A 2,948-nucleotide genomic window follows, 5' to 3' on the forward strand; every position below is an offset into this window, starting at 1 on the left:
CATCGAGCACGAAGTCGGTATGGGTAAACGTTTCGGCGCCGGTGGCGAAGCTGATCGAGTGCGCGGTGCCGCCTTTGACGGGGCACAGCTTGCAGGCATTGGCGTCGCCGGTGGCCGGGCTTTGCCGGCCGGTGGCGCCCAGCTCGTGGCCCGGGTTGTCCTTCTTGTGGTCCGCCCCCTTGGCCGACGGGACCATTGCCGGATAGCGCTTCTTGTGCTTGACGACCGCGTCGCGCAGCCGCATCAGTATCCAGCGGATGCTCATCTGCGCCCGTTCGTCGGCCAGGGCGGCGAGCTTGCCGCGGAACGCCGGCTTGAAGTCGGTCAGGTGGCCGATGATGATTGTTATGCCCGCTACAGCGCTGTCCGGCAGCTGGCTCGCTGCCACGGCAACAACGTAGTTCGCGCTCTTTTTGTACTGTTGGCTGAGGGCGCCAAGCATGCGGCGCCACCTGCTCTCCACCTTGGGGTCGTGCAGCTTGTCCGCCACTTCCGCGCGCGATGCCACATTGAACAGCGGTTGCGTGCCAATGCAGCGCTTGAGGATACTGATCAAATCGTCGGCAATACCGTCGGCAAGTTTGGCGCACTCGTCCAGCATCCCTGCCAGCTTGCCCATTGCGCTGTCGATGAAGGTCTCGAGCTCGCCGGCCAGCGTTGCGTTGAGGTGCATGACCAGCACCTCGACTACTGTGGCGCCGAGGTCCTTGACGCCCACCGCCAGCTTTTGCCGGACCAGGTGCAGGGCCGGCCGCAAACTCATGCGCGCCGCGCTCATCCCCGGTGGCACCGGGATCACGCCGATCAGGTTGATGCCCAGGCTGACCCATTGCAGGAATTCGATTTCCTTCTTGTTGACGTGCTTCTGGACGATCCCCACCATCTCCATGATGGTGTCGATCAACGCCATGATGTTGCCGATCACCGGCAGGCTGCCGGCCACCGTGCTCAGGCGCTCCAGCGTGACGTAGTCGTCGCTGATCTTGCGCAGCCATTTGTCGAACGCGGCGGCGCCGGCGCCGATGTCTTGCGGGTCGATGGTGTCGAGCGGGGCGACTGCCACTTCCGGCGCGCGTTCGGCCGGTTTCGTCGGGGTTGGCGTGGGCGCGGTCACGGCGGCCTTTTATAGGACGGATTTTTGAAGGGGCGCGGGCGCGATTTCAGCGTCGAGGCGCGGCAGCGATCCGGGCAAACCGAGGGGGGGGGCAGCGACGGCGGCGCCAAGCTTGCCGGCCCTGGCGGCACCGCCCGTGAGCTTGTCCGCAACGTTGCCCGCAACCTGGCCCAGCGCCGTCTGCGCAAGCGGCGCCAGCAATCCTTGTGCGCCGCCTTTTGGCAGCGCCTGCACCGCGATTAATCCGGCCGATAATGACCGGGATAAAAATGCCTGCTCTGCTGGCTAGCGTGCGCGACTGTGCCGAGCTGCTGTTCGATCAGGCGGTTGGGACGTACTTTATCGTTGCAGCAGGCCGTTGGCTTGGGTGCGGCCGGTTTCGTAGTACAGTGCCTCGATCCCGAAACGACGTGACGTTCTGCCCGTCGAGCAGTAGACCATGCACTTCCTGCCGAGCCCGATTACTTAGAATCGCCCCGCTCTTCAATCTCCTTAATCTCTTGCAATAGTCCGCGCGCCAGCTTTTCTCCCCTATCCGCAGCCTTCGTTGCCCAATATTTTGCCTTTTCCAAATCATACCGAGGACTCCCTTGACGTGAAAGATCAAAGGCTAAGCTATATTCTGCATCTCGCAAACCTTGTTCAGCAGCCTTTTCCAGCCACTCTGCACCCTTAATTCGATCACGAACTGCAAACTCGTAGAATAGCCATAGTTTTTTAGATGCCTCTCCATCTCCATCTTGAGATTTTTTCTGATAGTCTATTATTTCCTCTTTACTAAGTTTAAAGGACATGCCAGGCGTGATAGGGGCTCCAGGGTTTTCCATTTTTTTTCCTTTATAAAGGTCAGATTAATATATTCATTATGTGAAATCGAGTATTCCTTATAAAACATATTTATACTTAGCATTAGTTTTTATTTTTTCATTTAGAAGAAAAAGAATTTGCGGAATTTGAATTTTTTCCATTTCCCTGGTTGTGAAGTATCCATTATGTCTTCTCCATCTAGATTTCGCTTCATTCCCATTGGAACTGTTTCCCCATTAGAATAAATCCACAATATTTTATCAGGCGCTTTCACTGGCGATTTTAACTCCTTTGCTAATTTCTTCGCGATTGGGTCGGTGCCTTGACCTGTCTCACAAGAGAATAATTGGACAGGCATGCCGCACTCATATTTGGGATGATTCCTAATTCTTAAGGCTAATTCTCGCGCCGAGAGAGGTTTATTTTCGGAAGTCAAGATGCTTTGCGAATTTCCATGCCCGCCGACTGTAAAAGTTCCTGGGGGACTAGGGATATTTTCTGCGTATTCTCGGATTGCTTCATGCGAAGGGAACATATTTATGTCGACAAGTCCAAGCGGATCGACACCTCTTGCCGGGTTATTTTGAACATAGCGCCGAGTATGAGCACCGCCCGATAAACCAATTGGGTCATGAGACAAATAGCAACCACATTGAGGATCATAGTACCGATACCGGTTGTAATGCAGCCCCGTCTCATCATCAAAATACTGCCCCTGAAACCGGATCGGATTGCGCATCTCCGCCTTGCGCGCCGCCTCGCTGATCGCCTCCTTCGCTTCCCCCCACGCTTTGTACTGCGCCGACCAGGCGACCTTGCCTTCATGGTCGGTCAATTCCTGCGGCGTGCCCAGATGGTCGCATTGATAAAACGCGATCTCTTGCTTCCCAAACGGTTCGGCTTCCTGCTGGGATTCACCATTCCATAGCGGATCGAGGGCAATGTCGTACTTGCCGTCGTTGCCCGCCATAAGCGCTTTGACATCGGTGGTGGGTGCCAGTTTCAGCGATCCCCTTCGGGTAGCCTG

The 2,948-nt window shown here is 56.1% G+C and carries 3 protein-coding genes and 1 pseudogene; all 4 read right to left on the reverse strand.

The annotated features are described in order from the left end of the window. A pseudogene (locus V6M87_RS27070) lies at nucleotides 1-1,114 on the reverse strand (RHS repeat-associated core domain-containing protein); the annotation flags it as partial. Between the two features lie 9 nt (nucleotides 1,115-1,123). Then, on the reverse strand, nucleotides 1,124-1,348 hold the full coding sequence (locus V6M87_RS27075) for a hypothetical protein (RefSeq protein WP_332879780.1): 225 nt from the start codon (nucleotides 1,346-1,348) through the stop codon (nucleotides 1,124-1,126). Nucleotides 1,349-1,575: 227 nt separating this feature from the next. Beyond that, a complete protein-coding gene (locus V6M87_RS27080) occupies nucleotides 1,576-1,941 on the reverse strand; it encodes a hypothetical protein (RefSeq protein WP_332879781.1) in 366 nt (121 codons plus the stop codon). 101 nt (nucleotides 1,942-2,042) lie between these two features. After that, on the reverse strand, nucleotides 2,043-2,948 hold a 906-nt coding region (locus V6M87_RS27085; RefSeq protein ID WP_332879782.1), incomplete at its 5' end, for an RHS repeat domain-containing protein.

This window comes from Massilia sp. S19_KUP03_FR1 (assembly GCF_036688685.1).
In the GTDB taxonomy this organism is placed as follows: Bacteria; Pseudomonadota; Gammaproteobacteria; order Burkholderiales; family Burkholderiaceae_D; genus JALYUM01.